Raw genomic sequence first — 23,087 nt, 5'->3', positions numbered from 1 at the left:
GCTCCTTGTCCAGTGGAGGGGGAGGGATGGAGGGGTGGGGGGTGCCCCGGGAAAGGGTGTCCTGGCCGGGGGGCTGGTCAGAAGGCGTTGACGCCGGTGAGCGCGCGGCCGATGAGCAGTTGGTGGATCTGGCTGGTGCCCTCGTAGAGGGTCATGACCCGCGCGTCGCGCAGGTACTTGCCGACCGGGTACTCGTCGATGAAGCCGTAGCCGCCGAACACCTGGAGCGCGTTGTTGGCGGCCCGGACGGCGGCCTCGCTCGCGTAGAGCTTGGCCACGGAGGACTCGGTGGCGAACGGCAGGCCGCGTTCGATGTGGTCGGCGACCTTCCAGGTGAGCAGCCGGGCGGCCTCGACGTCGACGGCGATGCCGGCCAGCAGTTCCTGGACGAGCTGGTGCGAGGCGATGGGCTTGCCGAACTGCTCGCGCTCCCCGGCGTAGCGCACGGCGGCCTCCAGGCAGGCGCGGGCGATGCCGACGCATCCGGCGGCGACCGACATCCGGCCCTTGGCGAGGGCGCCCATCGCGACGCCGAAGCCCTTGCCGACGGCGCCGAGCCGCGCGCCGTCGGGCACCCGGACCGCGTCGAAGGAGAGTTCGGCGGTGGCCTGGCCGCGCAGGCCGAGCTTGCCGTGGATCTCGGTGCGGGTGAAGCCGGGCAGGCCGGTGGGGACGAGGAAGGCGGTGATGCCCTTGTGGCCGCGCTGCTGGGGGTCCTCGCCGCCGGTGCGGGCGAAGACGAGGGCGACGTCGGCCCAGGTGCCGTTGGTGATGAAGGTCTTGGCGCCGCTGATCAGCCAGTCGTCGCCGTCCCGGACGGCCCGGGTGGTGAGGTTGGCCGCGTCCGAGCCGGTGCCGGGTTCGGTGAGGGCGAAGCAGGCGAGGGCCTCGCCGGAGGTGAGCCGGGGCAGCCAGTGGCGCTTCTGTTCCTCGGTGCCGTGGCTGTTGATCGACTTGGCGACGAGCCCGAGGGAGACGGAGACGATGCCGCGCACGGCCGAGTCACCGCGGCCGAGCTCCTCCAGGACGAGGCAGTAGGCGAGGTGGTCGCCGCCGCTGCCGCCGTACTCCTCGGGCAGGGTGAGGCCGAGGAAGCCCAGCTTGGCGAGTTCGCCGATGATCGCGCGGTCCACGGACTCGGCGCGGTCCCACGCGGCGGCGTACGGGGTGATCTCGCGGTCGGTGAACTCGGCGGCGAGTTCCCGGACGGCGGTCTGCTCCTCGGACAGCTCCAGATTCACGGCGGCTCCCGGTTCCGGGCCCGGCGTCGGGCGTTCGCGCCCACCGACCTTCCGTGCCCATTAAACTAGCGCTGCAAGTTTTACGAGGGGACTGTAGCTCCGACCGGCCCGTGCTGGGAAGAGGCGCCTGTCAGAATCGGTCCCCACCCACCCGGCCGGAGGATCCGGTCGGAGGAACCGGAGGAAGCCGCTCGATGGCCCGCCCGCGCACCCCGCTGCTCAGCCGCGAGCGCATCGTCGCCGCCGCTCTGCGGCTGATCGACGCCGAGGGCCTGGAGGCCCTTTCCACCCGCCGACTCGCCACCGAGCTGTCGGTCAGCGGGCCGTCGCTCTACAACCACTTCGCGACCAAGGACGAGCTGCTGGACGCGGTCGTCGACACCGTGATCGGTGAAGTCGACTTGTCGATGTTCGGCGGCTCGCCCGAGGCGGCGTCCGACCTGGAGACCGACCCGGCGTCCGACCCGGAGACCGGCACGCCGTCCGGCCCGGCGCCCTCGGCAGGGGCGGCGAAGGCGCCGACCCCCTGGCCGGACGCGCTGCGCGACTGGGCCCGCTCCTACCGCGCCGCGCTCGCCGCCCACCCCAACATCGTCCCGGTGCTCGCCCAGGGCCCCGGCCGTCGGCCGCACGCGCTGCGCCTGGCCGACGCCGTGTTCGGGCACCTGGTGGACGCCGGGTGGCCGCGCGGCCAGGCCACCAGGATCGGCGCGCTGATGCGCTACTTCGTCACCGGCTCGGCGCTGGCCTCCTTCGCGGCCGGGTTCCCGGCGGACGCGGAGCTGTACGACGCGGCCGACTACCCGCACCTCGGCGAGGCGCACCGGCTGGCCGGCCACGGGGGCAGCGTCGACGAGGCCGCGTTCGAGACGGGTCTGGAGGCGCTCCTCGACGGGCTCGCTCTGCGCTTCGAGCGCATCACCGGCGCGGGCGCGTAGCATGCGCCGGCCGTCCGGCGCCCCTGCGTCACCAGGGCTCGCGCGTGATGAAGGCCGGGCGCAGCGACGGGTCCACCGGGTCGTAGTAGCGGTGGTAGACGGGGGTCAGCCCGCCGGAGACCGGGGGTACGATCCAGCTCCAGTCCGCCGGGGTGGGGCGGCCGAGGCGCTTCTCCTGGGCGACGTGCCTGAGGAAGCGCTCCGACTCGGTGTGGTGGTCGGCCATCGTCACGCCCGCCTCCTGGAAGGAGTGCAGGACCGCGACGTTGAGCTCCACCAGTGCGCGGTCCCGCCAGAGGGTGCGGTCGGTGGAGGTGTCCAGACCGAGCCGCCCGGCGACGGTGGCGAGCATGTCGTAGCGGTCGGCGTCGGCGAGGTTGCGGGCGCCGATCTCGGTGCCCATGTACCAGCCGTTGAAGGGCGCGGCGGGGTAGCGCACGCCGCCGATCTCCAGCGTCATGTCGCTGATCGCCGGTACCGCGTACCAGCGCAGGCCGAGTTCGGCGAACCAGGCGAACTGGGGGTGGGAGAGCGGGACTTCGAGTGTGGTGTCGTCCGGCAGCTGGTACCACTCGGGGCGTTCGCCGGGCCGTTCCTGGATCAGCAGGGGCAGCACCTCGAACCGGTCCTCGGCGCACTTCCAGCCCAGGTCCCGGGCGCGGGCGGCGAGTTGGACGCCGGCCGGGTCACCGGTGACGCCGCCGTCCGGGCCGCCGTCCGCCGTTCGGTGGCCGGCGTAGCGGACGAGCTGCTGGTTGAGGATGCGCGCGGCGGGCCGGCCGGGCCGGTCGGGGGCGAACACCGAGATCACCGGGCGGATCCGGCCGCCGTTGCCGGCCAGCCGCAGGTGTTCGAAGCACTCGGCGGCGATGTCGTCGGCGCAGGCGAGGTGGCGCAGGTCGCGCACCACGAGGCTGCGCCAGTACAGCCGGCCGATGCAGCGGGCGGCGTTGCGCCAGGCGAGCTTGGCGCCGTAGGCGAGTTCGGCGGGGGTGTGCTCGTAGGTGCCGGTGCGGTCGATCTCGTCGAGCACGGCGCGTATCCGCTCGTCCGGGTCGCCGTCGGCCGAGGGCTGCTCGTGGTGGAACTGCCGGATGAACGAGGCGGCCTGGTCGGGGTCGGTGAACGGAGGGTCCGCCGGGAGCAGCGCGTCGCCCGCGCCGGGGGAGGTGCGGGGCCCGGCAGGAAGGTGCCCGGAGCCGTGGGGAGCGCTGCCGTGGGGCCCGCTTCCGTGGAGCACGGAATCGTGAAGCCCGGCGGCTTGGGGCCCGGTGGCTCGGGGGTCGGTCGGGTGTGGCCCGGTGGGGTGGGCGACGGGGTGGGTGTGGGCGTACGGGCAGCCGCCGGCGGGTGCGGCGGCGAGTCTGCGGGCGCGAAGCAGGTTGAAGATCAAGACATCCCTCCTGCCGAACAGGAGTACCGGAGCCGCACCGCCCGCCGCAGGGAGTGAACGATTCGGCCCCCGCACCCGCGCTGATCGCGCTAGGGTGCGGGGGCCGAAGGGCCGGGGCCGGCGGAGCGGCCGGCGCTTTCGCGTGGGGCCGGGCTCCCGTCAGCCCATGTCCTCCAGGCGGATGCCCTTCGTCTCCTTCATGTACTTGGCCACGAAGACGATCGACAGCGCGGCGAAGGCGGCGTAGATGAGGTAGGTCGCCGACAGGTTCCAGCGCGACATCGACGGGAACGACACGGTGATCACCCAGTTGGCGATCCACTGCGCGGAGGCCGCGACGGACAGCGCGGCGGCGCGGACGCGGTTGGGGAACATCTCGCCGAGCATCACCCAGACGACCACGCCCCACGACATCGCGAAGAACAGCACGAAGGCGTTGGCGGCGATCAGCGCGACGGTGCCCTGGAGGTCGGGCAGGGTGACGTTGTCGCCGCTTCCGGTGGCCGAGGAGAACGCCCAGCCGGCGGCGCCGAGGGCGACGGCCATGCCGGCCGAGCCGATCAGGGCGAGCGGCTTGCGGCCGATCCGGTCCACCAGCAGGATCGCGATCACGGTGCCGAGGATGTTGATGACCGAGCCGATGAAGCTGATCAGCAGCGAGTTGCTCTGGTCGATGCCGACCGACTGCCACAGGATCGACGAGTAGTAGAAGATCACGTTGATGCCGACGAGCTGCTGGAAGACCGACAGGCCGATGCCGACCCAGACGATCGGCAGCAGGCCGAAGCGGCCGCCGAGCAGGTCGCGGAAGCGCGGGCGGTGGTCGGAGGCGATCAGGCCCTGGATCTCGGCGATCCGGGCGTCGGTGTCGATGCCCTCGCCCTCGACCTCGGCGAGCACGGTGCGGGCGTCGTCGAGACGGCCGGCCTGGATCAGGTAGCGCGGGGACTCGGGGATGACCGAGGAGAGCACGAAGTAGACGGCGGCCGGGACCACGCACACGCCGAGCATCCACTGCCAGGCCTCCAGGCCGAGCAGCCTGCCGCGCGTGTCGCCGCCGGCGGCGTCCGCCAGCACCCAGTTGACCAGCTGGGAGATCGCGATGCCGAGCACGATCGCGGCCTGCTGGAAGGAGGCCAGGCGGCCGCGGTAGCGGGTCGGCGCGACCTCGGCGATGTAGGTCGGCGCGATCACCGAGGCGATGCCGATGGCGGCGCCGCCCAGCACGCGCCAGAACGCGAGGTCCCACGCGGAGAACGGGAGCATCGAACCGACGGCGCTGACGGCGAACATCAGCGCGCCCGCCTTCATGACCTTGATGCGGCCGTAGCGGTCGGCGAACCGGCCGGCCACCGCGGCGCCGATCGCCGACCCGAGCAGGGCCGAGGAGACGATCAGGCCGGTCACGCCGTCGCCGACGCCGAACTTCGCCTGGATGCCCGAGACGGCGCCGTTGATCACGGAGCTGTCGTAGCCGAACAGGAACCCGCCGAGGGCGGCGGCCGCGGTGATGAAGACGACGAAGCCGAGGCGGCCGGGCACGGGGGCCTCGACCGCCCCGGAGGGCTTCTGGGTGACGCTCACGATCTTGACTCCTGGTACTCAACGCTGAGCTCGGTAGCCGAGATCGTAACCCCTCTTTGTTTAACTCTTGTACACCGGGATCCTCAAGTTTTGCTCTGAGAATTCGTAAGGTGAACAAGCAAATTGGGGTCGCCGGGGCCCGCGAACCGGCTGCAGTCCGGCCGCGGACCGGCCGCGCGCCCTGGCGGCCCGACGCCGGGCCTCACATCGGCGCGGACAGCGACAGCCCGAAGCGGCCCTCCTCGTCCGTCCACCAGTGGGTCAGCCGCATCCCGGCCGCCGCCAGCTCCTCGGCCACCCGCTCGTGGCGGAACTTGGCCGACACCTCGGTGCGCAGCTCCTCGCCGCGGTCGAAGTGCACCGGCAGGTCCAGGACCGGGATCTTCACGGTCTGGGAGCGCAGCGAGCGCAGCCGCATCTCGATCCACTCCCGCTCCGCGTCCCAGAGGGCGACGTGCTCGAAGGCGTCCGGGTCGAAGTCGGCGGCCAGCTCGCGGTTGAGCACGTTCAGCACGTTGCGGTTGAACTCGGCGGTCACTCCGGCCGCGTCGTCGTAGGCGGCGACCAGCACCGCGGGGTCCTTGACCAGGTCGGTGCCGAGCAGCAGGTGGTCGCCCTGGTCGAGGGTCGCGCGGAGGCCGCGCAGGAAGCCGGCGCGCTCGTCGGGCAGCAGGTTGCCGAGGGTGCCGCCGAGGAACGCGACCAGGCGCGGGGCGCCGTCCGGTGGCAGGCCGAGGCGGGCGGTGAAGTCGGCCAGCACGCCGTGCACCGCGAGCCCCGGGTAGTCGGCGGCGAGGGCCTCACCGGCCGAGGTGAGCGCGCTCTCGCTGACGTCCACCGGGACGTAGGTGCGCAGCGTGCCGAGGTCGTTCAGGGCGTCCAGCAGGAGCCGGGTCTTCTCGGAGGAGCCGGAGCCGAGCTCGACGAGCGTGCGGGCCTTGGTCGCGGCGGCGATCTCACCGGCCCGCGCCGTGAGGATGGCCCGTTCGGCGCGGGTCGGGTAGTACTCGGGCAGCCGGGTGATCTCCTCGAACAGCTCGCTGCCGCGCGCGTCGTAGAACCACTTCGGCGGCAGCCGCTTGGGTTCGGACGTCAGGCCGTGCTGCACGTCATGGCGCAAGGCGGTGCTGAAGTGGTCGACGGGGAGCAGCCGGGTGAGGTCGAAGCTGTTCATGACAGGGTGGTCCTCTGTTCAGAAGATGAAGGAAGGGCGCGGACTCAGCCGCGGTAGGGGAGCGGATGGACGATGACGGCCGGAGCACTGGCCGAGGCTTCCGTGCCGTCCAGGTCTTCCGCGCCGTCCAGGGCTTCCGTGTCGGCCGAGGCTTCCGTGTCGGCCGAGGCTTCCGCCCCTGCCACGAGGAGCGAGCCCTCGGGGACGGCCGTCCAGCCGGGCTCGTCGTCGTAGGGCTCGGAGGCGACCACCAGGCCGCCGCCCGGCAGGGTGCGGTGGTGCAGCGTGTCGCCCCACGTGGTCGCCGCGAGCGAGCGGCCGTCGGTCAACAGGAGGTTGAGGCGCGCGGTGGTGTGCTCGGTGACGTCCGCGACGGTGGCCGTGAGCGCCTCGCCGAGCCCCGCCCCGGCGCGCAGCCGGTGCAGGGTGAGCGCCCACACGAGGGCGGAGTCGGTGCGCGCCTCCAGGTCCAGGAGCTCGGCGGCGGGCAGCAGCCCGGCGAGGGCGTCCAGCTTGTCCGGCCACCCGGCCACCGCGCCGTTGTGGCTGAAGAGCCAGCGCCCGGCGGCGAACGGCGCGGCGGCCTGCTCGCCGGCCGCGCAGCCGTCGGTGGCGGAGCGGGCGGCCGCCAGCAGCGCCCGGGTGCGGATCACCCGGGCGAGGTCGGCGAAGGCGGCGTCCGCCCAGATCGGCCCGGCCCGGCGGTAGCGGGCGGGGATCTCGTCGCCGTCCGCGTACCAGCCGAGGCCGAAGCCGTCGACGTTCATCGTGCCGTACCGCTGTGCACGTGGCGCCCAGGACTGGCGGTGCAGCGCGTACGGCGGCACGACCAGCAGCTCCCTCGGAGCCAGTGGCCGCCCCAGGTAGGCGATGTGGCGGCACATCAGGCTTCTCCGTGGTCGGAGACGTCGGCGGCGGTGCGGAAACCGGAGAAGATCTGCCGCCGGACCGGGTAGTCCCAGTTGCGGAAGGTGCCCCGGCAGGCCACCGGCGCGACCGCGAAGGCGCCGCCGCGCAGCACCTTGTACTCGGGGCCGAAGAACACCTCCGAGTACTCCTCGTACGGCCAGGCCCGGAAGCCCGGATAGGGGCGGAAGTCGCTCGCCGTCCACTCCCACACGTCGCCGATCAACTGCCGGACACCGTAAGGGGACTGGCCCGCCGGGTAGCTGCCGGCCGGGGCCGGGCGCAGGTGGCGCTGGCCGAGGTTGGCGTGCTCGGGCGCCGGGCTCCCGTCGCCCCACGGGTAGCGGCGCGAACGGCCGGTCACCGGGTCGTGCCGGGCGGCCTTCTCCCACTCCGCCTCGGTCGGCAGCCGCCGCCCGGCCCAGCGGGCGTACGCGTCCGCCTCGTACCAGCTGACGTGCAGCACGGGCTCGTCCAGCGGGACGGGCTCCAGCGTGCCGAAGCGGCGGCGCAGCCACTGGCCGTCCTCGTGGCGCCAGAAGAGCGGGGCCGTCAGGCCGGCCTGCTGCCGGTGCGCCCAGCCCTCGGGGGTCCACCAGGTGGGCTCGTCGTAGCCGCCGTCGGCGATGAAGCGCAGGTAGGCGCCGTTGGTGACGGGGGTGGTGTCGAGTCGGAACGCCGGGAGGTCGACGACGTGGGCCGGGCGCTCGTTGTCCAGCGCCCACGGCTCGATGTCCGTGCCCATCGTGAACGGCCCCGCGGGGACGAGGACTTCGGCGGGCAGCGTGGCGGCGTCCGCGGGTGCGGGCGGTGGCGGGGGCGCGGCGAGGGCCGGTTCGCCCTTGCGGAGCTGGTGGGTGATCAGCATCGTCTCGTCGTGCTGCTGTTCGTGCTGCGCGATCATGCCGAACGCGAACCCGGCGTCCAGCAGCGGCGCCCCCTCCAGCGGGCTCGCCGCGAGCAGGTCGAGCACCCGGCCGCGCACCTCGTGCGCGTACGCGCGGGCCTCGCCGGGCGGCAGCAGCGGCAGGCTGGGGCGCTCGGCGCGCGGGTGCTGGAACGCGTCGTAGAGCGGGTCGATCTCCGGGTGCATCGGGTCGTGGCCGCCGACGTTGCGCAGCAGCCAGAGCTCCTCCTGGTTGCCGATGTGGGCCAGGTCCCAGACCAGTGGCGACATCAGCGGCGAGTGCTGGGCGGTGAGGTCGTGGTCCTCGACGCAGTCGGTGAGCGCGGCGGTACGGGCACGGGCGGCGAGCAGTTCGGCGGCGATGGCGTCGCGCAGCGACTCGGTGCCGGCCGGCGCCTCGGCGGGGGGTCGGACGTCGGTCATGGGGCGGCCTCCTCCGGGGGAGTGCGTCGGGTGCCGGCGCGCAGGGCGTCCAGCTGGTCGTCGGCCGGGCAGCGGCCGCGCGCGGGGTAGCGCTCGGCGAACCCGGCCACGGTGGCGCGCAGCCGTCCGGCGCCGGGCAGGCGGCCCAGCGCGGCGTCGGCGGCGGCGAAGCAGGCGAGCGCGGCGCGGCGCAGCTCGGGGTCGGCGACGGCCAGGGTGGCGGCCCGGCGCCAGACGTCGCTGCGCGGCGCGCGCGGGGAGTCCGCGCCCTGCTGCGGCCCGGGTGTCCGCGGCGCCTCCAGCGCCTCCAGCGGCTCCAGAGCGGCGAGCGCGGCGTCGGCGGCCACCGGGTCGTCCAGCAGTGCGGTGACCAGGGCGGCGGGCACCACCCAGCCGTCGCCGGGCTGGGCGTCGATCATCCGCAGCTCCAGGTGGCCGCGTGGGCGCACCGGTGGGAAGAGGGTGGTGCGGTGGTAGTCCAAGTCGGCCAGGGTGGGCGGGCGTTCGCCGGCGCCGCGGAGCCAGTCGCGGAAGGTGAGGCCGCGCGGAGCCGTCCAGGGGATGCCGTCCGGGCGTCGCACGCACAGCACTTCGGCGTCCAGCACGTACTGCGCCCACGCCTCGCGAGGGTCGCCGTGGTCGGGGGCCGGGGCGAGCGTGCGGGTCGGATCCATCCGCGACCACACGATTTGCCGGGTGGAGCGGTGGCCGGTCGGCTTGCCGTCCAGCAGCGGCGAGTTGGCGAAGGCCGCGACCAGCACCGGGCCGAGCCGGTGGGCCAGCAGCCAGCGCCGGTCCGCCGCGTGCGGGCCGTCCGCGTCGCCGGCGTCCAGGCACACCTGGAGGGACGCGGTGCCCGTCATCATGATGCGGCCCCAGGGACCGGCGGAGTCGAAGTGCCGCTCCATCGCGAGGTAGCGGGGGTGGTCCAGGACCATCCGGCGCGGGCGGGCGAGGGGGTCGGTGCCGGTGCCGGTGAGGCGCAGGCCCTGTGCCGCGAACGCGGCCCGCAGGGCGGTCAGATCGCGCCGGGTGTCCTCGACGCAGGCCAGGAGGCCGGTGGCGGGCCGGGAGCTGAGCTCGACCTGTCCGCCGGGTTCGAGCGTGAGGCGCGAACCGGAGGGGAGCGAGGTGCCGTCCTCGCCGCCGAGCGGCAGCGAACGGAGGGCGGCGCGGGTCCGTTCGGGGGGGACGGGCTCGGTGGGACATCGGTCGTCGTGGACGAACCACTCGACCTCGACACCGACCAGCCGGGGCGGACCGATCTTGAAGCACACCCCCGACACGTGGCTGCGCGCCCCCGACTCCGTCAACGGGGTGACCCCGGTCGGGGTCGGCGGGGGGCTCTGCCGGTCGGGCGGAGTGGTCGGGGATACGGGTATCACCGGACTCACCATCCTCGGGATCACGATTGCGGCCCGGTCTACTTTGCCCAGTCTGCTACGGAGCATGCGGGGGCGCCCCGCAAAATTCGCGTGAATGTTCGTCTTCGCAGGTCAAAGGCGGTGCAATCGGGTGAATCGGGCCGTCCTTGACCGTCCTTCGGCGGCAATCCGTGCGCAGTTCGAGGACGCCTTCACGGGGTGCCCCGGGGGTCTTCACGGGCGTGTGCGGATCCTCGCGAGGCGTTCGAGGACGGTCTCCAGCACGGGTTGTGGCAGTGCGTAGTTCAGGCGCAGCGCGCCGTGGCCGGTGGTGCCGGTGGGGGTGCCGGTGGTGCAGCGGCCGCCGGGGCCGCCGGAGTCACCGCCGTCACCGCCGAACTCCGCGCCGTCGGAGGCCTCCAGCGCACAGCGGTCGAGGAGGGCCCGGCGGGCGTCGGCGGGCGGGAGGCCGAGCGCGACGGCGTCGAGCCAGAGCAGGTAGGACGCCTGCGGCGCGGAGCGGACGGCGGGGCCGAGGAGGCCGGTCAGGCGGTCGCGCGCGGCGGCGAGGTGGGCGAGCAGGGCGTCCAGCCAGGGGCCGCCCTCGCTCAGCGCCGCGTGCTGGACGGCCTGTTCGACGAGACCGCCCTCCCAGAAGCCGTAGCCCGCCATGGTGTCGAGCAGTCGGGTGCGCAGAGCGGGATCGGGCACGAGCGCGAAGCTGCTCGGGAGGCCGGAGGCGTTGAACGTCTTGCCGACGGAGTTGAGCGTGACGGTGCGGGCACGGAGCCGCTCATCGACGGTGGTGACGGCGACGGGGTGGGTGTGGCCGGAATGGGTGAGGTCGCCGTGCACCTCGTCGGCGACCAGCAGCGCGCCCGCCTCGGCCGCCTCCTCGGCGAGCGCGCGGATGCCCTCGGCGGGCCAGACGCGACCGGACGGGTTGTGCGGACTGCTGAGCAGCACGACGGAGGTGGGTCGGGGGAGGACGCCGGAGGGCAGGCGGTAGCCGTCGGCCGGGAAGAGGTCGAGGGGCAGCTCGCGGTACGACAGGGCCGCCGCCCGGCAGACCTGGGCGAAGCCGCCCCACTCCGGGGAGGGGAAGGCGACGGGCGCGTGGGGGCGTACGGCCTCCAGCAGCAACCGGACCGCCGTGCGCGGGCCGAACGGCAGGAGCAGCACCCAGTCCGGGTCGACCGCGACCCCGTGCCGCGCCCGGTACCAGCGCGCCACCAGCTCCCGACCGGCCGGGTCGCACACCGTGTACCCGTACGCCCGGTGCCGGGCCCGGCGGGCGAGTGCCTCGGCGACGGCCGGCGGGCCGGGCAGGTCCATGTCGGCGAGGCCCATCGCGATCACGCCCGGCGCCGCCGCCCGCGCCCACTTGCTGCTCCCGGTCCCGGACCGGTCGAAGGGCCGCCCGAAGCCGAAGTCGGGCGAGGAGGCGGGGGTGCTGCCGGGGGTGGGGGCGCCGGCGGTGGGGGTGGGGGTGGTGCCGGGGGTGGGGGTGGCGTGCGGGGTGCTCGGGCTGCGGCTCACGGCGGGCCTCCGGGGCGTCGGGCGTGCGCCGCCACGCTAACCCCGGCGGGGCCGGCCCGTCCCACGCTTCGGGCCGGGCGGGCGTGGTGCGGGCGGCGGGCCGTATGCTCCGGGCGGCCTGCGAACGGCGGGAACACGGGGGAGGGGCGGGCGGTGCGGATGGCGATGACGGCGCAGGAGACGGCCACCGAACAGGGCGACGAGGTCACGCTGTTCGTGGCCCGGCGGGTCGAACCGGGCTACGAGGAGGCGTTCGAGAGGTGGGCGAAGAACATCCTCGCCGCCGCCTCCGCCCACGAGGGCAACCTCGGCACCGGGCTGCTGCGCCCGGCCGGGCCCGGCGAACCCTGGCACCTGCTGCTGCACTTCCGCGACGGCGAGGCGTTCCGCGCCTGGCAGGACTCCCCGGCGCGGGCGGCCTGCTTCGAGAAGGCGGACGGACACCACCACGAGGTTCACCGGCACGAGATCCTCGGTATGGAGGGTTGGTTCGCCACGACGCCTGGCGCGGCGCAGCGCCGCCCGCCGGTGCGCTGGCGGATGGCGGTCGCCTCGACCATCGCGATCGCGCCGCTCGTCGTGGCGTCCGCGATGCTGATCGGCCCGTACCTCGCGGGCCTGCCGGTGCCGGTCCGCCCGCTGGTCACCGCGCCGCTCATCAGCGGGCTGATGACGTACGCGGCGCTGCCGCTGGTGACGCGGTGGCTGCGGCGGTGGCTGTTCCCGGCGGACAAGTGACCGGGGGCGGATGGCAGGGAACAGATGACCGGTGACAGATGACAGATGACAGAAAACAGATAACAGATTTCAGCGAACAGATTTTGAAATCTGTTCGCTGAAACCCGTCCGCTGGCGCCCACCGCCCGTCACCCGCCCGTCACCCGCCCGGCGCCGCCAGGTACCGCGCCAGGCCGCGCCGCCCCCGCCGCATCATCACCGCGTGGTTCGCCCGGAACAACGGGTGCAGCGGCAGGGCGAGCCGGCGCAGCAGGGCCTTGCCCGGGCGGGTGTCCTCCTCGAAGAGCACGCGGCAGCGGCCCGCGCCCTCCGGTGTGACGGTGAACCGGGACCACCCGACGAGGTCGCCCCGCATGGCGACCTCCAGCACTCCCGCCGCCGGGTCGCGACGGCGTGCCTCCAGCTCGATCACCAGCGTGTACGGCAGCAGTGCGCGCACGACCACCTCGCCCTCGTCCTCGCCCGCCTGTCGCACCTCCCGGATCTCCGGCCACCACAGCGGGTAGCTCCGCACGTCCTCCAGCGCCGCGAGCACCTCCGGTGCGGGCGCGGCGAGTTGCCACACGCCCCGGAAGCGGTAGTGGTTGGGGTCCACGCCCCCAGCCTAGTCCGGCCGGGTCAGCGCGAACGCGGTGTTGACGAGCGCGACATGGGTGAACGCCTGTGGGGTGTTGCCGAGTTGGCGTCCGGTGTGCGGGTCCCACTGCTCCGAGAGCAGGCCCAGGTCGTTGGCGAGACCGACCACGCGCCCGAAGAGCTCGCGCGCCTCGTGCGCCCGCCCGGTGGCGGCGAGCGCGTCGGCGAGCCAGAACGAGCAGGCGAGGAAGGCGCCTTCGCCGTCGGCCAGCCCGTCCCCGGAAGCAGCGCTCCCGTTCGGCCCGCCGCCGGTCCGCCCCGTCCGGTAGCGCCGGACCAGTCCGCCGTGGTCGAGCCCGTCGCGGACGGCGTCGACGGTGCGCACGACCCGCGGGTCGTCCGGCGGCAGGAACCCGCTCTTGACGACGAACAGGGTGGCCGCGTCCAGCCCCGGCCCCCCGTAGTGCTGGACGAAGACGCCGCGCCGCCGGTCGTACCCGTGGGCGCACACGTCGGCGTGGACGGCGTCGCGCATCGCCCGCCAGCGCTCCGTCGGCGCGGGCAGCCCGGTGGCGTCGGCGAGCCGGACGGCGCGGTCGGCGGCGACCCAGCACATCACCTTGGAGTGCACGAAGTGCCGCCGCTCGCCGCGCACTTCCCACAGTCCCTCGTCCGGTTCGCGCCAGTGCCGCTCGAGGTAGGCCATGAGCGCCCGCAGCAGCGTCCACACGTGCCGCTCCATCGGCAGGCCGGCCAGCAGCGCGAGGTGCAGGGTGTCCACGACTTCGCCGTAGACGTCGAGTTGGAGCTGGCCGACGGCGGCGTTGCCGAACCGCACCGGCCGCGAGTCCTCGTAGCCGGGCAGCCAGTCGGCGGTGGTCTCGCCGAGGACGCGCTCGCCGGCCACCCCGTAGACGGCCTGGAGGTCGCCCGGGTCCCCGGCGATGGCGCGCAGCAGCCAGCGGCGCCAGGCGACGGCCTCCTCGCGGAAGCCGCTGCGCAGGAGGGCGGAGAGCGTCATGGAGGAGTCGCGCAGCCAGCAGAACCGGTAGTCCCAGTTGCGCGCCCCGCCGATCCGTTCGGGCAACGAGGCCGTGGGAGCCGCGACGATCCCGCCGGTGGGCGCGTACGCGAGCGCCTTGAGCGTGATCAGCGAGCGCAGGACGGCGGCCCGCCATTCGCCCTGGTAGCGGCACCCGGCCGCCCACTGCTGCCACCGGGAGACGGTGTCCAGCAGCGCCGGGTCGGGGTCGGTGCGCGGGGTGGTGGTCAGGTGGGACGGCTGCCAGGTGAGGACGAAGGGCACGCGCTGCCCGGCGGTGACGGTGAACTCGGAGGTGGTGACCCCGCCGAGGCCGTAGGTGTGGACGCCGTCGGGCACCCGCAGCCAGGCGGAGTCGGGCCCGGCGACGGCGACCCGGTGGTGTTCGGTGCGCCGCACCCAGGGGTCGACGCGCCCGTAGTTGAAGCGCAGCCGCAGCGCCCCGTGCATCGGGACGCTGCCCGTGAGGCCCTCGACGACGCGGATCAGCTGCGGGGCGCGCCGCCCGTCCGGGCCGCGCTGCGGCATGAAGTCGGTGACCCTGACCCGCCCGGCCGCGGTGTGCCACTCGCTCTCCAGGACGAGGCTGTCGCCCCGGTAGCGGCGGGTGCGGCAGGCGCCCGCACCCGCGGGGGCGAGCCGCCAGGCGCCGTGACAGGGGCCACCGAGCAGGCCGGCGAAGCAGCTGGGGGAGTCGAAGCGGGGCAGGCACAGCCAGTCGACCGAACCGTCCCGGCCGACCAGGGCGGCGGTCTGCAGGTCGCCGATGAGGGCGTAGTCCTCGATGCGTCCGGCCATCACCCCCCATTCTCGGCCCGGTTCCCATGGTCCGCCCCCGCCCGGCGGCCCGGTTCCCGTCGCCCGCCCTCGCCCGGAGACCCGGTTCCCGTCGCCCGCCCCCCGCCCGGAGACCCGGCCGCGCAGGCAGGGAGGGGGACACTCCGCTTGCACCCGTTCGGGGTGCGGGGGAGGATCTTCTGTGCTTGTAGTCTCATCTGTCACAGCAGTGGCCGGCGATCGCTGCTGCCCCAGAACCGGAGTGAAGGAGTCACAGGCATGCGGCGACCGAGCTGGGTACCGGAGGGCACGGACCTGGACAAACCGAACGCCGCACGGGTCTACGACTACTACCTCGGGGGATCGCACAACTTCGAGGTGGACCGGGAGATGGCCCGCAAGGCGCTCGCCCTGTGGCCGGAGCTGCCCCAGATCATGCGCTCCAACCGGGCCTTCCTGCGCCGCGCCGTGACCCTCCTCGCCGAGCGCGGCATCACCCGCTTCCTGGACATCGGCTCCGGCATCCCGACCTTCGGCGCCGTGCACGAGATCGCCCGCGTGATCCGCCCCGAGGCGCAGGTGGTCTACGTGGACCGCGACCCGGTGGCCGTCGCGCACAGCAGGCTGATGCTGGCGGACGACCCGCGGTGCGCCGTCGTCCAGGCCGACCTGCGCGACGCGGACCTGCTGGCCCGCCCCGAGGTGGCCGGGCTGCTGGCGGCCGGCGAGCCGGTGGGCGTCCTGCTGGTGGCCGTGGCGCACTTCGTCAGTGACGACGAGGACCCGTGGAAGCTGATCGCGACGATCCGCGACGCGCTCCCGTCCGGCAGCGCGCTGGTCCTCTCGCACGCCTCCTCGGAGGGCCGCCCCGACCAGGCGGAGGACCACCAGAACCTGTACCGGATGACGCCGACCCCCTTGACCATGCGGACCCGCGCGCGGGTCACCGACATGTTCGAGGGCTTCGAGCTCGTGGAGCCGGGTGTGGTCTACCTGCCGCAGTGGCGCCCGGACCAGCCGGAGTCGGTCGGCGACCACCCCGAGCGGATGAGCGGGGTGGCGGGCGTGGGGTTCCGTCCTTGAGCGGACGCGGCGGGCTCACCGGACGGACCACCCCGCGGAACACCCCCACCGGGGCGGCGGTCGCATGAGTGCCACCCCGGCTCCCGGCGGCGCGGAGCGGTTCCACGAGGAGTGGGCCCGGCTGCTCTCCGGCGACCACGGCACCGCCGTCCACCCCGGTCTGCTCGGCCGACTGGTGGCCCGCACCGCCGCGCTGCTGCACCGCGCCCAGCAGGACGAGCCGTTCGAGCCGCACCTGGCCGCCCAGGCCGGCGCGGAGCTGGTCGACGCCCACTTCACCGACCCGGTCGTGCTCGCCCGCGCGGTGGAGCTGCTGCACGCCCAGCCGGTCGGCGACGACCGCGGCCCGGCCCTGACCGGCGCCTTCGCCGCGGGCTGGGCGGCCGCCCTGCGCGAGCGCACGCTGCGCGAGCAGGAGGCGATCCGCGCCGCCGCGGACCTCGCCCGCAAGGAGGCCGAACGGGCGCTGCGCGCCTCCGAGGCCCGCTTCCGCGCCCTGTTCGAGAGCGCGGCGATCGGCATCGGCATCGGTGACACGGACGGCAACATCCTGGCCGTGAACAAGGCCCTGCAGGACCTGTTCGGCGCCGGCCCGGAGGACATGATCGGGCGCAGGGTCGGGGACCTCGTCCACCCCGAGGACACCCCCGGCGTGTGGGAGGCGTACGAGGACCTGATCAGCGGCAAGCGGGACTACTTCCAGTTCGACAAGCCGTACTACCGCCAGGACAGCGAGGTCATCTGGACCCACCTCACGGTCTCGCTGATCCGCGACGACGACGGCCGGCCGCAGTACCAGGTCGCGATGCTGGAGGACATCACCGACCGCTACCGCCTCCAGGAGCGGCTGCGCCACCAGGCCACCCACGACCCGCTCACCGGACTGCCCAACCGGGCGGCCTTCTTCGAGCGCCTGGAGAAGCTGTTCGAGGAGCCGGAGCCGGGCGACCGCTTCGGCCTGTGCTACGTCGACCTCGACGGCTTCAAGATCGTCAACGACAGCCTCGGCCACGACACCGGCGACCAGTTGCTCTCCGCCGTCGCCGCCCGCCTGAAGGCCGCGCTCTCCCCGCTCGGCCACCTGGTCGCCCGGCTCGGCGGAGACGAGTTCGTCGTCCTGCTGGAGAAGTGCCGGGGCGAGCAGGAGGCCGTGGCCGCCGCGAAGACCGTCCTCAAGGCGCTGGCCGGGCCCGTGCTGATCGGCGATCACAAGCTCGCCGTCGGCGCGAGCGTCGGCGTGCTGGAGCGGCGGGTGTCCACGACCACCCCGGGCGCCGCCGTCCGGGCCGCCGACCTGACGCTCTACCGGGCCAAGGAGGCCGGCCGGGGCCGCTGGACGCTCTTCGACCCCAAGGAGAACGCCCGCGCGGTCAGCCGGTACGCGGTGTCGGTGCGGATGCCCGCCGCCCTCGACCGCGGCGAGTTCTTCATCGACTACCAGCCGCTCTACGCGCTCGGCGACGGCCGGCTCGCCGCCGTGGAGGCGCTGGTGCGCTGGCGCCACCCGCAACTGGGCGTGCTCGGCCCGGACGAGTTCGTCACCACCGCCGAGGAGACCGGGCTGATCATGCCGCTCGGCCGCTGGGTGCTGGAGCAGGCCTGCGGCCAGGCGGCCGAGTGGATCAAGCAGTTCGGCGACGCCGCACCCCAGCTCAACGTCAACCTGGCGGTCCGTCAGGCGCGCAGTGCGGCGCTGGTCACCGACCTCGGCCGGATCCTGGACAGCAGCGGCCTGGATCCGGCCCGGCTCCAGCTGGAGATCACCGAGTCCACCGTGGTCGGGCCCGAGGACGAGGCGCTGCGCACCCTGCACGGCCTGGTGGACCTCGGGGTCTCGCTGGCGGTGGACGACTTCGGCACCGGCTGGTCCAACCTCGCCTACCTGCGCGACCTGCCGGTCTCCGGCCTGAAGATCGCCGGGTCCTTCGTGGGGGACCTGCACGACCCGGGCAAGGACGAGTCGACCGGTTGGCGCATCGTCAGCGGTCTGGTGTCGATGGCGCACGCGCTCGGGCTGACCGTCACCGCCGAGGGCGTGGAGACCCGCAAGGACGCCGAGAGGTTGCGGACCATCGGCTGCGACTGGGCGCAGGGCTGGCACTTCGGGCGCCCGGTGCGGCCGGCCGAGATCGCCCGCCGGATCGCGGAGGAGCCGTATGGCCGCCCGGTCGGCGAGCTCTGACGTCCGGCGCGGCCCGGAGGTCGAAGAGGAACGGGATTGGTGACTCGGCGTCACGGCGGATCATGGGAAGTTACCTTAAAAATCGGACAAAAACCCCTTGACGTAACCCTGCGTACCGACGGACGATGAGTCATTGGCACAGCCCGCGTCCCCCGGACGCGGCGGGCCGGTTCGACCGACGGCGCCCTCGGCGCCGTGCGAGAACCCGCGGCGGTGCGCACCCCACCTTCGGCCGCCGCAGGCGCTCTCGACAGTTCAGGCGGTCCCCACAGGCCACCTCCCCAGGCTGCGCGTGCGCGTATCCGTCCGCGCCCCGTCCTGTTCGCCCCACCTCCAAGGGCAGCGTCGCGCCGCTCCCGGGCGTCGCCGACCGCCCCCGCCTCCGTTCGTTCGAGAGGCCCTCCATGAGTACCACCCTGCCTCCCACCACCGTCCCGTACCCGTACGCCGGTCGGCCCACCGGCGCCGCGCCGGAGCGGCACCCGCACCGGCGCGCCAGCGACCGGGTCCTCGACCACCGTCCGATGCGCCGGGCCGGTGACCGCCCCGCCACCACCCACACCGTCAGCCTCGTCATCCCCGCCCAGAACGAGGCCCGCAACATCGCCTGGGTGTTCGAGCAGATCCCGCGCTGCGTCGACGAGGTCATCCTGGTCGACGGCGCCTCCAGCGACGCCACCGTGCCGATGGCCCGGCAGTGCCTGCCGACCGTCCGCAGCGTCCAGCAGAGCGCCCCGGGCAAGGGCAACGCGCTGCGCACCGGGTTCGCGGCCGCCACCGGCGAGTACGTCGTCATGATGGACGCCGACGGCTCCATGTGGCCGGGCGAGATCCCGCACTACCTGCACTTCCTCGACCACGGCTACGACTTCGTCAAGGGCTCGCGCTGCATCGCCGGCGGCGGCTCGCTGGACTTCACCCGGGTCCGCTCGCTCGGCAACCGCTTCCTGCTCGCCGTCGTCAACCGCCTCTACGAGGCCGGCCTCACCGACCTGTGCTACGGCTACTGCGCCTTCCGCCGCTCCTTCCTGGACGCCCTCGACCTGCGCTCCACCGGCTTCGAGATCGAGGCCGAGATGATCGCGCACGCGCTGCGTTCCGGGCTGCGGATCGCCGAGGTGCCGAGCCTGGAACTCCCCCGCCGCAGCGGTCACTCGCACCTGCACGCCGTCTCCGACGGCCGCCGGGTGCTCAGGACCCTGATCGCCGAGCGTCCCGGCGCCCGGTCCTCGGCGGCCGCCCCCCTGGGGGAGCGCTGATGGAGGGCACCGACCGGCGCACCGAGGCGGCCTGCCCGCGCCCTGCCGCCCGCTACTCGCTCCACACCCCCGTCCGCGTCGTCGAGCCGGATCCGGACGAGCCGGGGGCCTCGCGCGCACCCGGCGGTCGCGGCCGCGTCGACCCGGCCGGCCGCGTGTCGGCGTCGGTGCGGCTGCACGGACACCTGCCCGGCCTGGTCACGGCCACCGGTACGGCGGGCGGTCCTGCCGCGCCGCACCGGGCGCTGGTCGACGCCTCCCCCCGGGAACCGCGGGTTCCCGCCCCGTCCACCGCGACACCCGCGGCGCGTCCCGGTCGGGCCGGACGCGCCCGGGTGCCCGCGGGCCCGTGCACGGACGGCTCGTGGACGGACCGCACCGGCCGCACCGGCCGCACCGACCACACCGGCCGCAGGCCGATCCGAGGCGCCGCGGGTCCTGCGGCGCCACCGCGGGCGGACGCCCGGAGCGCGGCCCGGTCGGGGTCGCCGCGCCCCGGGTGCCCGTCCGCTCACCGGGCCGGTCCGCGCTGACGCGGACCCCGCCCGAACCGGTCCAGCCCCATCGCCACCGCGAGGAGGGAACGATGCGCGGCACCAAGTGGCCCGATGCCACGACGACGGACGCCACGACGGGCGTCGACGCGGCGGACGGAGGCGCCCGGTCCGGGGCCGTCTCCACGGAGGGGTTCGGCGCGGCGCTGTGCCGGCCCGGGCACGTGCTCGACCTCGAACTCGACCTCGGCCCCGAACCCGGCCCCGAACCCGACGCCGGATCCATGGGCGGCCCCGGCCCCGGCCCCGGCCGCGCGCGGCTGCGCAGGCCCGACGGCACCGACGCCACCGGGGTGAGCGGCCGGGCCCTGGCCCTGGTCCGGCTGCACGGGCACCCGCTCGGCATGGTCGGCGCGAGCGCCGACGACCCCGGCGCGCTGCTCCAGGCCCTCGTCGACGCCGCCCACCGGGACCTCGCCGCCCGGATCGACGCCCACCTCGCGGCCGACCGGACGCCACCCGCGCCCGACCGTCGCCCGCGCCCTCCCCGAGCGTCCGCCCGTGTGCACCATCCATGCCTCGCGGCCCGGGCGGACACCCTCCTCGACGCACCCCTGATCAGCGTGGTCGTGTGCACGCACGACCGCGCCGGGATGCTGCGGGACTGCCTGGACTCCGTCCTGCGCGCGGGCTACCCGCGGCTCGAGGTCGTCGTCGTGGACAACGCGCCGCACAGCGAGGACGCCGCCCGCCTGGTCCGCGAGCGCTACCAGGGCCGGGTCCGCTACCTGCGCGAGCCGATCGCGGGCCTCGCCCGGGCGCGCAACCGCGGACTGGCCGTCGCCGCCGGGCAGTTGATCGCCTACGTCGACGACGACATCGTCGTCGACCCGGCCTGGCCGGCCGCGATCGCCGAGGCCTTCGCCGGGTCCCGCCGGACCGGCTGCGTGACCGGGCTGATCCTGCCCGCCGAACTCGTCACCGAGGCCCAGGCCGCCGTCGTGCGCCACGCGGACTTCGACAAGGGCTTCACCCTGCGCCGGTGGTCCCTCGCCGACCCGCCACCCGACCCCCTCTTCCCGTTCACCGCCGGGCGCTTCGGTTCCGGCGGCAACATGGCCATCCGGGCCGACCTGCTGCGCGCCCTCGGCGGCTTCGACCTGGCCACCGGCCCCGGCACCCCGGCCAGGGGCGGCGAGGACCTGCTCGCCTTCTTCCGGGTGCTGGCCGCCGGCCGCGAACTCGTCTACCAGCCCGACGCGGTGGTCTGGCACCGCCACCGCCGCACCGAGGAGGCGCTCGCCGTCCAGGCCTTCGGGTACGGCAGCGGCCTCGGCGCCTACCTGGCCGCCGCCGTCCTCCACGAGCCGCGGCTCCTGCCCGCGCTGCTGCGCCGCCTCCCGCGCGGCATGGCCCTCGCCCTCGGCCGGGCCCGCGCCCGGCCGAGAGCGGACGAGGCCTGGTCGTGGCGGCTCTCCCGGCTGGAGCTCCAGGGCTTGCTGTACGGGCCGTTCGGCTACCTGGCCGCCGCGCACCGCGCCCACCGCGACAACCGGAGGGGCTGACGGACACCATGACCGACGCCGCCCACCGGACCGTCAGGACCACGCACCCGCGCCCGCAGCCGCATCCGGACCCGTACCCGCGGACGCGCACGGAAGCGGACCCGACCGCCGTGCCGAGCCTGACCGTGGTGGTCTGTGCCTACACGACGGACCGCTGGGACGACCTCTGCGCCTGCCTCGCCTCCGTCGCCCGCCAGCACCGGCCCGCCGACGAGGTCGTCCTCGTCGTCGACCACTGCCCCGAGCTCGTCGCCCGCGCGGCCGAGCGCTTCCCGTCCGTACGGGTCGTCACCAACAGCGAGCGCCGCGGCCTGTCCGGCGCGCGCAACAGCGGGGTGCGCGCGGCACACGGCGACGTCGTGGCGTTCCTGGACGACGACGCCGCCGCCGAACCCGACTGGGCCGGCCGCCTCCTGGCCGGCTACCGCGACCCGCGGGTGCTCGGCGTCGGCGGCCTCGTGCGGCCCTGGTGGGAGGCCGGGCGGCCCGCCTGGTTCCCGCCCGAGTTCGACTGGGTGGTCGGCTGCTCCTACCGGGGTCTGCCCGAACGGCCCGCCCCCGTGCGGAACTTCATCGGCGCCAACATGTCCTTCCGGCGCGCCGAGGTGCTCGCGGCCGGCGGCTTCCGCACCGACCTCGGCCGGGTCGGCAAGCGCCCGCTGGGCTGCGAGGAGACCGAGCTGTGCCTGCGCCTGGCCGCCCGCCGCCCGCGCGGCCTGCTGCTGTACGAGCCGTCGGCGGCCGTGCGCCACCACGTGCCGGACACCAGGACGACTTGGCGGTACTTCCGCTCGCGCTGCTACTGCGAGGGCCTGTCCAAGGCCGCCGTGGCCGGCCGGGCGGGCGCGGGCCCGGCCCTGTCCAGCGAACGCCGCTACCTGCGCTCCACCCTGCCCCGGGCCGCCCTCCGGGAGGCGCGGGCGGGCGGCGGCCGCGGGCTGCGCACGCTCGGGGCCCTCCTCGGGGGCGTCTTCGCCGCGTCGCTCGGGTACGCGGTCGGCTCGCTGCGCCGGCGCGTGCGCCCGCACGGCGAGCGGTCCGCCCGCGGAGCCGGGCCGGGCGGGGGCCCGCCGTGACCGCCGTGCCCGTCTTCCTCTACCATTCGGTCGCCGAGGACCCGCCGTCCTGGATCGCGCCGTTCACCGTCTCCCCGCGGGCCTTCGCCGAGCAGCTCGACCGGATCGCCGACAGCGGACTGACCGTCGTGCCGCTGCACCGGCTCGTCGCGGCCCTGCACGGCGGTCCCCGGCTGCCCCCGCACGCGGCCGTGCTGACCTTCGACGACGGCTTCGAGGACTTCTTCTGGACGGTGGCCCCGCAGCTCGCCGACCGCGGCCTGCCGGCCACCCTGTTCGTCACCACCGGCGCCGTCCACCCGCCCGGCGGTGCGCCGGAGGGCAGCCTGCTGCCGCCCGCGTCGATGCTGACGTGGCGTCAGATCGCCAATCTGGACGTCCTCGGCGGGGTCGAGATCGGCGGGCACGGCCGCACCCACGCCCAGCTGGACACCCTGTCCTGGGGCGCGCTGGACGCCGAGATCGGTTATTGCAAGCGGCAGTTGGAGGAGGTGCTCGGCCACCAGGTGGACTCCTTCGCCTACCCGCACGGCTACTCCAGCGCCGTCGTGCGCCGCCGGCTGCGCGAGTACGGGTGGACCTCCGGCTGCGCGGTGCGCGACGCCTTCAGCTCGGCCGCGGACGATCCGCTGCGCGTGGCCCGGCTGACCGTCCGGGCCGACACGGCGCCGGAGGTGTTCCACGGCTGGACCCTCGGGCAGGGCGCGCGGGTGGCGCCGTACCCCGAGTCCGTGCGCACCAGGGCGTGGCGCGGCTACCGCCGGCTGCGGGCCGGGCTCGGGCACCCGGTGGGCGGTCCGGCCGAGCCCTGATGGGGGCTGATGGG

The 23,087-nt window shown here is 74.7% G+C and carries 19 protein-coding genes; 9 read left to right on the top strand and 10 right to left on the bottom strand.

All coding sequences use genetic code 11. The features are described from left to right. Window positions 1–77: 77 nt before the first annotated feature. Window positions 78–1,241 (bottom strand): acyl-CoA dehydrogenase family protein, encoded by a 1,164-nt coding sequence (locus PUR71_RS31400; RefSeq protein WP_329930556.1) that lies wholly within the window; start codon window positions 1,239–1,241, stop codon window positions 78–80. A gap of 194 nt (window positions 1,242–1,435) precedes the next feature. On the opposite strand from PUR71_RS31400, the gene PUR71_RS31395 reads away from it, so the two are divergent. Next, complete coding sequence (locus PUR71_RS31395; protein ID WP_329930555.1) at window positions 1,436–2,179, top strand: TetR/AcrR family transcriptional regulator; 744 nt, start codon at window positions 1,436–1,438, stop codon at window positions 2,177–2,179. Window positions 2,180–2,207: 28 nt separating this feature from the next. Here PUR71_RS31395 and PUR71_RS31390 read toward each other — a convergent pair whose 3' ends face one another. The 7 genes from PUR71_RS31390 to PUR71_RS31360 all read right to left on the bottom strand — a co-directional run bounded on the left by PUR71_RS31390 (window position 2,208) and on the right by PUR71_RS31360 (window position 11,469). Next, a complete protein-coding gene (locus PUR71_RS31390; RefSeq protein ID WP_329930876.1) occupies window positions 2,208–3,326 on the bottom strand; it encodes a nitric oxide synthase oxygenase in 1,119 nt (372 codons plus the stop codon). Window positions 3,327–3,731: 405 nt separating this feature from the next. Next, window positions 3,732–5,159 (bottom strand): sugar porter family MFS transporter, encoded by a 1,428-nt coding sequence (locus tag PUR71_RS31385; RefSeq protein ID WP_443077656.1) that lies wholly within the window; start codon window positions 5,157–5,159, stop codon window positions 3,732–3,734. A 199-nt stretch (window positions 5,160–5,358) separates the two neighbouring features. Further along, window positions 5,359–6,330, bottom strand: coding sequence for an L-histidine N(alpha)-methyltransferase (egtD, locus tag PUR71_RS31380; protein ID WP_329930553.1), 972 nt, complete (start codon window positions 6,328–6,330; stop codon window positions 5,359–5,361). Between the two features lie 44 nt (window positions 6,331–6,374). Further along, a complete protein-coding gene (gene egtC / locus PUR71_RS31375; protein ID WP_329930552.1) occupies window positions 6,375–7,214 on the bottom strand; it encodes an ergothioneine biosynthesis protein EgtC in 840 nt (279 codons plus the stop codon). After that, a complete protein-coding gene (gene egtB / locus PUR71_RS31370) occupies window positions 7,214–8,566 on the bottom strand; it encodes an ergothioneine biosynthesis protein EgtB (protein WP_329930551.1) in 1,353 nt (450 codons plus the stop codon). The genes egtC and egtB overlap by 1 nt, the downstream gene beginning before the upstream one ends. Further along, window positions 8,563–9,843: an ergothioneine biosynthesis glutamate--cysteine ligase EgtA gene (gene egtA, locus PUR71_RS31365; RefSeq protein WP_329930550.1), complete on the bottom strand. Its 1,281-nt coding sequence runs from the start codon at window positions 9,841–9,843 to the stop codon at window positions 8,563–8,565. The genes egtB and egtA overlap by 4 nt, the downstream gene beginning before the upstream one ends. 321 nt (window positions 9,844–10,164) lie before the next feature. Then, window positions 10,165–11,469: an aminotransferase class I/II-fold pyridoxal phosphate-dependent enzyme gene (locus tag PUR71_RS31360; RefSeq protein ID WP_329930549.1), complete on the bottom strand. Its 1,305-nt coding sequence runs from the start codon at window positions 11,467–11,469 to the stop codon at window positions 10,165–10,167. Between the two features lie 165 nt (window positions 11,470–11,634). On the opposite strand from PUR71_RS31360, the gene PUR71_RS31355 reads away from it, so the two are divergent. Continuing rightward, the gene (locus PUR71_RS31355) at window positions 11,635–12,207 is read left to right on the top strand and encodes an antibiotic biosynthesis monooxygenase (protein ID WP_329930548.1); all 573 of its coding nucleotides are present in this window, start codon (window positions 11,635–11,637) and stop codon (window positions 12,205–12,207) included. Between the two features lie 139 nt (window positions 12,208–12,346). On the opposite strand, the gene PUR71_RS31350 is transcribed toward PUR71_RS31355, so the two are convergent. Beyond that, entirely contained in the window at window positions 12,347–12,802 is a 456-nt protein-coding gene (locus tag PUR71_RS31350) for an SRPBCC family protein (protein WP_329930547.1), read from the bottom strand. A gap of 9 nt (window positions 12,803–12,811) precedes the next feature. Next, window positions 12,812–14,623, bottom strand: a complete 1,812-nt coding sequence (locus PUR71_RS31345) for a glycoside hydrolase family 15 protein (RefSeq protein WP_329930546.1) — start codon at window positions 14,621–14,623, stop codon at window positions 12,812–12,814. A 258-nt stretch (window positions 14,624–14,881) separates the two neighbouring features. Here PUR71_RS31345 and PUR71_RS31340 point away from each other — a divergent pair, with 258 nt between their 5' ends. From PUR71_RS31340 to PUR71_RS31310, 7 genes are all read left to right on the top strand, one after another. Next, a complete protein-coding gene (locus tag PUR71_RS31340; protein WP_329930545.1) occupies window positions 14,882–15,685 on the top strand; it encodes an SAM-dependent methyltransferase in 804 nt (267 codons plus the stop codon). A 64-nt stretch (window positions 15,686–15,749) separates the two neighbouring features. Further along, window positions 15,750–17,867, top strand: coding sequence for a putative bifunctional diguanylate cyclase/phosphodiesterase (locus tag PUR71_RS31335; protein WP_329930544.1), 2,118 nt, complete (start codon window positions 15,750–15,752; stop codon window positions 17,865–17,867). 404 nt (window positions 17,868–18,271) lie between these two features. Continuing rightward, window positions 18,272–19,126: a glycosyltransferase family 2 protein gene (locus PUR71_RS31330; RefSeq protein ID WP_329930543.1), complete on the top strand. Its 855-nt coding sequence runs from the start codon at window positions 18,272–18,274 to the stop codon at window positions 19,124–19,126. After that, window positions 19,126–19,659, top strand: a complete 534-nt coding sequence (locus PUR71_RS31325) for a hypothetical protein (protein WP_329930542.1) — start codon at window positions 19,126–19,128, stop codon at window positions 19,657–19,659. The genes PUR71_RS31330 and PUR71_RS31325 overlap by 1 nt, the downstream gene beginning before the upstream one ends. Before the next feature lie 53 nt (window positions 19,660–19,712). Further along, the gene (locus tag PUR71_RS31320; protein ID WP_329930541.1) at window positions 19,713–21,185 is read left to right on the top strand and encodes a glycosyltransferase family 2 protein; all 1,473 of its coding nucleotides are present in this window, start codon (window positions 19,713–19,715) and stop codon (window positions 21,183–21,185) included. An 8-nt stretch (window positions 21,186–21,193) separates the two neighbouring features. After that, the gene (locus PUR71_RS31315; RefSeq protein ID WP_329930540.1) at window positions 21,194–22,261 is read left to right on the top strand and encodes a glycosyltransferase; all 1,068 of its coding nucleotides are present in this window, start codon (window positions 21,194–21,196) and stop codon (window positions 22,259–22,261) included. Beyond that, entirely contained in the window at window positions 22,258–23,073 is an 816-nt protein-coding gene (locus tag PUR71_RS31310; RefSeq protein WP_329930539.1) for a polysaccharide deacetylase family protein, read from the top strand. The genes PUR71_RS31315 and PUR71_RS31310 overlap by 4 nt, the downstream gene beginning before the upstream one ends. The last annotated feature ends 14 nt before the right edge of the window (window positions 23,074–23,087 follow it).

Source organism: Streptomyces sp. SP17BM10 (assembly GCF_036322405.1).
In the GTDB taxonomy this organism is placed as follows: domain Bacteria; phylum Actinomycetota; class Actinomycetes; order Streptomycetales; family Streptomycetaceae; genus Kitasatospora.
This window is presented reverse-complemented; position numbering and strand designations above follow the sequence as displayed.

What these genes read in the sequence shown, in the direction of transcription:
- PUR71_RS31395 (WP_329930555.1), top strand. Translation starts at nt 1,436, where the DNA reads ATGGCCCGCCCGCGCACCCCGCTGCTCAGCCGCGAGCGCATCGTCGCC.
- egtD (WP_329930553.1), bottom strand. Translation starts at nt 6,330, where the DNA reads ATGAACAGCTTCGACCTCACCCGGCTGCTCCCCGTCGACCACTTCAGC.
- egtC (WP_329930552.1), bottom strand. Translation starts at nt 7,214, where the DNA reads ATGTGCCGCCACATCGCCTACCTGGGGCGGCCACTGGCTCCGAGGGAG.
- egtB (WP_329930551.1), bottom strand. Translation starts at nt 8,566, where the DNA reads ATGACCGACGTCCGACCCCCCGCCGAGGCGCCGGCCGGCACCGAGTCG.
- PUR71_RS31355 (WP_329930548.1), top strand. Translation starts at nt 11,635, where the DNA reads ATGACGGCGCAGGAGACGGCCACCGAACAGGGCGACGAGGTCACGCTG.
- PUR71_RS31345 (WP_329930546.1), bottom strand. Translation starts at nt 14,623, where the DNA reads ATGGCCGGACGCATCGAGGACTACGCCCTCATCGGCGACCTGCAGACC.
- PUR71_RS31340 (WP_329930545.1), top strand. Translation starts at nt 14,882, where the DNA reads ATGCGGCGACCGAGCTGGGTACCGGAGGGCACGGACCTGGACAAACCG.
- PUR71_RS31335 (WP_329930544.1), top strand. Translation starts at nt 15,750, where the DNA reads ATGAGTGCCACCCCGGCTCCCGGCGGCGCGGAGCGGTTCCACGAGGAG.
- PUR71_RS31330 (WP_329930543.1), top strand. Translation starts at nt 18,272, where the DNA reads ATGAGTACCACCCTGCCTCCCACCACCGTCCCGTACCCGTACGCCGGT.
- PUR71_RS31325 (WP_329930542.1), top strand. Translation starts at nt 19,126, where the DNA reads ATGGAGGGCACCGACCGGCGCACCGAGGCGGCCTGCCCGCGCCCTGCC.
- PUR71_RS31320 (WP_329930541.1), top strand. Translation starts at nt 19,713, where the DNA reads ATGCGCGGCACCAAGTGGCCCGATGCCACGACGACGGACGCCACGACG.
- PUR71_RS31315 (WP_329930540.1), top strand. Translation starts at nt 21,194, where the DNA reads ATGACCGACGCCGCCCACCGGACCGTCAGGACCACGCACCCGCGCCCG.